Source organism: Archangium sp. (genome assembly GCF_036388035.1).
GTDB lineage: Bacteria > Myxococcota > Myxococcia > Myxococcales > Myxococcaceae > Archangium.
Window position 1 is genome coordinate 1 of record NZ_DASVSO010000600.1, and the last position, 3,544, is coordinate 3,544.

The window sequence follows — 3,544 nt, forward strand, 5'->3', positions numbered from 1 at the left end:
CGCTTTGCCCCCGGGGAGTTTGTGGTTGCCGACGAACGAAGCCCGTCCAGAGTGTGGATCTTCAGACGCACTATAGCGGCGCTGCCTACCGGGGCGTGAGCTTCACCAGCCCGGCATCCACGAACGCCTGGAAGTACTTCAGCGCGTCCACCTCCTTGAGGGGGGACATGCCGATGATGCCGCCCACGTCTCGCTTGCCGTCGATGCGCGACAGCAGGTAGCGCTCGGGGGAGCTGAGCTGCATCGTCTTGACCTGCGCCGACGACACCAGCAGGGAAGGCACCTGCGGCTTCTCCAGCATCTCCCGGCGCAGCGCCCCCACCAGGGCCGCCTCCGCCGAGCGCAGCAGGGCCTCCGTCTCCGGCGAGGGCGACATCTCGTGCGCCCGCCGCGCCAGCGCCTCGCCGTCCCGGAAGTTGCCGTTCTCCAGGAACGACTGTGCCGCCTGGATCACCTCGCTCGTGGGGGACTCGGCGCCGATGATGTCCATGTCCACCACCTGCGCCTCGCCCTCGTCGTCCTGCTCGGCGTGCTTGCGCGCGGGGGGCGTGGCCAGCACCTTCACCGCCTCCAGCCGGTAGAGCGCGTACAGGCGCTGGTACACTAGGAAGTCCGAGGCGTGCAGCGCCTTGGCCATCTCGTCGATGCTCAGCCCCTCGCGAATGCGCTTCACCAGGCGTGCGTCCAGGCTGCCCGGCTTGGGCTGCTCCGGCAGCCGGCTCTCGTCCACCGACAGGTACAGGTTCCCCGAGGGGAAGGCCCCCCGGATGGCCTGCCACGCCGTCTCGCGGAACTCGCCCTCGCGGTGGACGTCCGCCAGCTCCACGCGCACGTCCACGCCCTCGATCTCCGCGGCGCCGCCCACGTCGAAGGAGAACTCGCCCTCCTCCCAGGAGAACATGTCCAGCAGCGCCTCGCGGAACTTCAGGTTGAGCGCGCCACGGATCGTCTGCTCGGGCACCAGCCCCGCCATCACCAAGATCTTCCCCAGCGGCACCTTCGTCTCGCGCTGGGTGGCGTAGGCCTTGCTGAACTGCTCCTCGTTCAGGTGCCCCATGTTGATGAGGAACTGGCCGAGGAACTCGCGCGGCTGGTTGGAGCTGGCGCTCAGCACCTGCCCCTCGCGCAGGAGGATGAGCTTGCGCACGCCCGCCCGCATGATCCTCAGCATCCCCGTGAGGCGGCGGCTGCCGAGGTACGCGACGAGATCCTTCAAGGGCATCGTCGAGAAGTCACCTGACAGGCCGCGCATTGCGTCACATCCTTCCTACCGAATGATTGTCCGAATCTACTCGAAACCGAACTGTTGCCTCTGCGACCAAGCGAAGGCCGTCCTGGAACGGGTGCGAGAGCGCCTCCCCTTCGAGCTGGTGGAGGAGGACATCCGCGCCAACCCGGAGACGTTCGCCGCCTGGCGGTACGACATCCCGGTGGTCATCATCGACGGCCGGGACACCTTCAAGCTCCGGTTGGAGGAAGCGGAGGTCGAGGCGTCCATCCGGCGGGCAATAAGTGGCACGCCTGTTGCTCCTTCTGGGGGTCGTGAAGGGTAACTCCCTTCGCCTCCCTAGGAAAAACAGGGGGATGGAAGGGGTAGGGGCGGGTAGGGGCTGTAAATCCTGGGGAGAACGCCGGAGGAACGATGTGGAAAAAGGTTCTGGCCGGACGGGGGACACGGTGGCGTTGAGGCACAAGCAGAAACGGGCGGATCAACCACCGACGGTGCTGGTGGTGGAGCCGCGCGCGGGGGACCTGGAGCGGACGCGGGTGGTGTTGGGGGAGGCGGGCTTCCGGGTGGTGCCGGTGACGCGCTTCGACGCCGCGGGGCCCCTGTTCGAGGCCATCAGCCCGGATGCGGTGGTGCTGGCCGCGCAGCCGCCGGACTACGCGGCGGTGTCCGTGGCCCGCCGGCTGCGGCAGATGGGCCGGGGCGCGGTGCCGCTGCTCTACCTGGTGGACCCCAACGATACGGAGACGTACCGCTTCTGCCTGGACCGGGGGCTGTGCGTGGACATGGTGCCGCGCACCGGCTCGGGCGAGGAGCTCGTGTTGCGGATCCGCGCGCAGCTGCGGCTGAAGGCGGGCGTGCGCCGCTCCCTGCAGCCCGAGGAAGAGGGCTCGGCGGCGGCCATGCATGATCCGCTCACCGGGCTGTACAACCGGGCCTTCCTGCTGGAGCTCATCGCCCTGGAGGTGCGGCGCACCGAGCGCTTCGGGGGCTGCTTCTCCCTGGTGGCGGGCTCGCTCGATGACTTCCGCGCCGTGCGCAAGGAGTCCGGGCGGGGCGTGGCCGAGCGCCTGCTCGTCTACAGCGCGGTGGTGTTCGGCCAGACGGTGCGCGAGGCGGACGTGGTGGCGCGCGTGTCCGAGGACGAGTTCGCCGTGCTGCTGCCGGGCACTCCGGCCGAGAGCGCGCCGGACGTGATGGCCCGCGTGAGCGAGCGCTTCGCGCTGGCCCGCTTGCAGGTGGATGGCCGGGTGCTGCGCCCCACGCTGACGTTGGGCGCGGTGAGCTACCCGGACATGGTGGGCTCTCCGTTCCAGCTCCTGGGAGGAGCGCAGCAGGCCCTGCGTCGGGCCCGCGAGGAGCGTCGGAGCGCCGCAATGGGAATGACGATTTGAAAAGGGGCGGCCCACGGATGGGTGTCCCACGGGGTGATTCGAAATGGTGAGGGGAGGCGAGGGGATGGATCGGATCGCGGTGCTGGTGGTGGACGACGAGGAGCAGGTGCGGACGTTCCTCGCCGAGCTGCTGGGCAGCTCGGGGTACCAGGTGCGCTGCGCGTCGAGTGGCTCTCAGGCGCTGGAGATGCTCGCCGGGGGCTCGTTCGACGTGGTGCTGATGGACGTGATGATGCCGGAGCTGAGCGGCCTCGAGGTGCTGCGGCGCTACCGGGCCTCGGGCGGCGGTGCCCCCGTCATCGTCCTGTCCGCGCTCTCGGGCGCGGAGGACGCCATGCGCGCCATGAAGCTGGGCGCCAGCGACTACCTGTCCAAGCCCTTCAGCAATGATGAGCTGGAGGACGCGATGTCCCGCGCCCTGGGCAGTCGGGTGCCGGCGCGGCAGGCCGTGGCGAGCGCTCCGGTGGCCAGCGTGGCCGCCCAGACGGGCGGGGACGAGCGCATCCTCATCTCGCACTCGCCGGCCATGCGCCGGGTGCGCGCCCTGGTGGAGCGCATCGCGGACACGGACGTGCCGGTGCTGCTGCTGGGGGAGTCCGGCACGGGCAAGGAGGTCATCGCCCGCGAGGTCCACGCGCGCAGCAACCGCCGCAACCGGCCCTTCATCAAGGTGAACTGCGCGGCGCTGCCCGGCGAGCTGCTCGAGAGCGAGCTCTTCGGCCACGAGCGCGGTGCATTCTCCGGCGCCGACGAACGGAAGCTCGGCCTGATGGAGCTCGCTGCAGGGGGAACGCTGTTCCTGGACGAGATCAGCGAGCTCTCTCCCAAGCTGCAGAGCAAGCTGCTTCGCGCGCTGGATCAGCGGAGCTTCTATCGCGTGGGCGGTACGCAGAAAGTCGAGGTGGATGTGCGCGTCCTCGCC

The 3,544-nt window shown here is 69.5% G+C and carries 4 protein-coding genes; 3 read left to right on the top strand and 1 reads right to left on the bottom strand.

Translation table 11 applies throughout. The features are described 5' to 3' along the window. Positions 1–85: 85 nt before the first annotated feature. Positions 86–1,252, bottom strand: coding sequence for a DUF4388 domain-containing protein (locus VF697_RS24435; protein WP_331098952.1), 1,167 nt, complete (start codon positions 1,250–1,252; stop codon positions 86–88). A 22-nt stretch (positions 1,253–1,274) separates the two neighbouring features. On the opposite strand from VF697_RS24435, the gene VF697_RS24440 reads away from it, so the two are divergent. The 3 genes from VF697_RS24440 to VF697_RS24450 all read left to right on the top strand — a co-directional run. Then, complete coding sequence (locus tag VF697_RS24440) at positions 1,275–1,553, top strand: glutaredoxin family protein (protein WP_331098954.1); 279 nt, start codon at positions 1,275–1,277, stop codon at positions 1,551–1,553. Between the two features lie 91 nt (positions 1,554–1,644). Further along, the gene (locus VF697_RS24445; protein ID WP_331098956.1) at positions 1,645–2,622 is read left to right on the top strand and encodes a GGDEF domain-containing protein; all 978 of its coding nucleotides are present in this window, start codon (positions 1,645–1,647) and stop codon (positions 2,620–2,622) included. 64 nt (positions 2,623–2,686) lie between these two features. Further along, positions 2,687–3,544 (top strand): sigma-54 dependent transcriptional regulator (locus VF697_RS24450; RefSeq protein WP_331098958.1); only part of this gene is annotated, 858 nt, incomplete at its 3' end.

Excerpts from the sequence above, each read along its gene's own strand:
- VF697_RS24435 (WP_331098952.1), bottom strand. The coding sequence starts at position 1,252 with ATGCGCGGCCTGTCAGGTGACTTCTCGACGATGCCCTTGAAGGATCTC.
- VF697_RS24440 (WP_331098954.1), top strand. The coding sequence starts at position 1,275 with ATGATTGTCCGAATCTACTCGAAACCGAACTGTTGCCTCTGCGACCAA.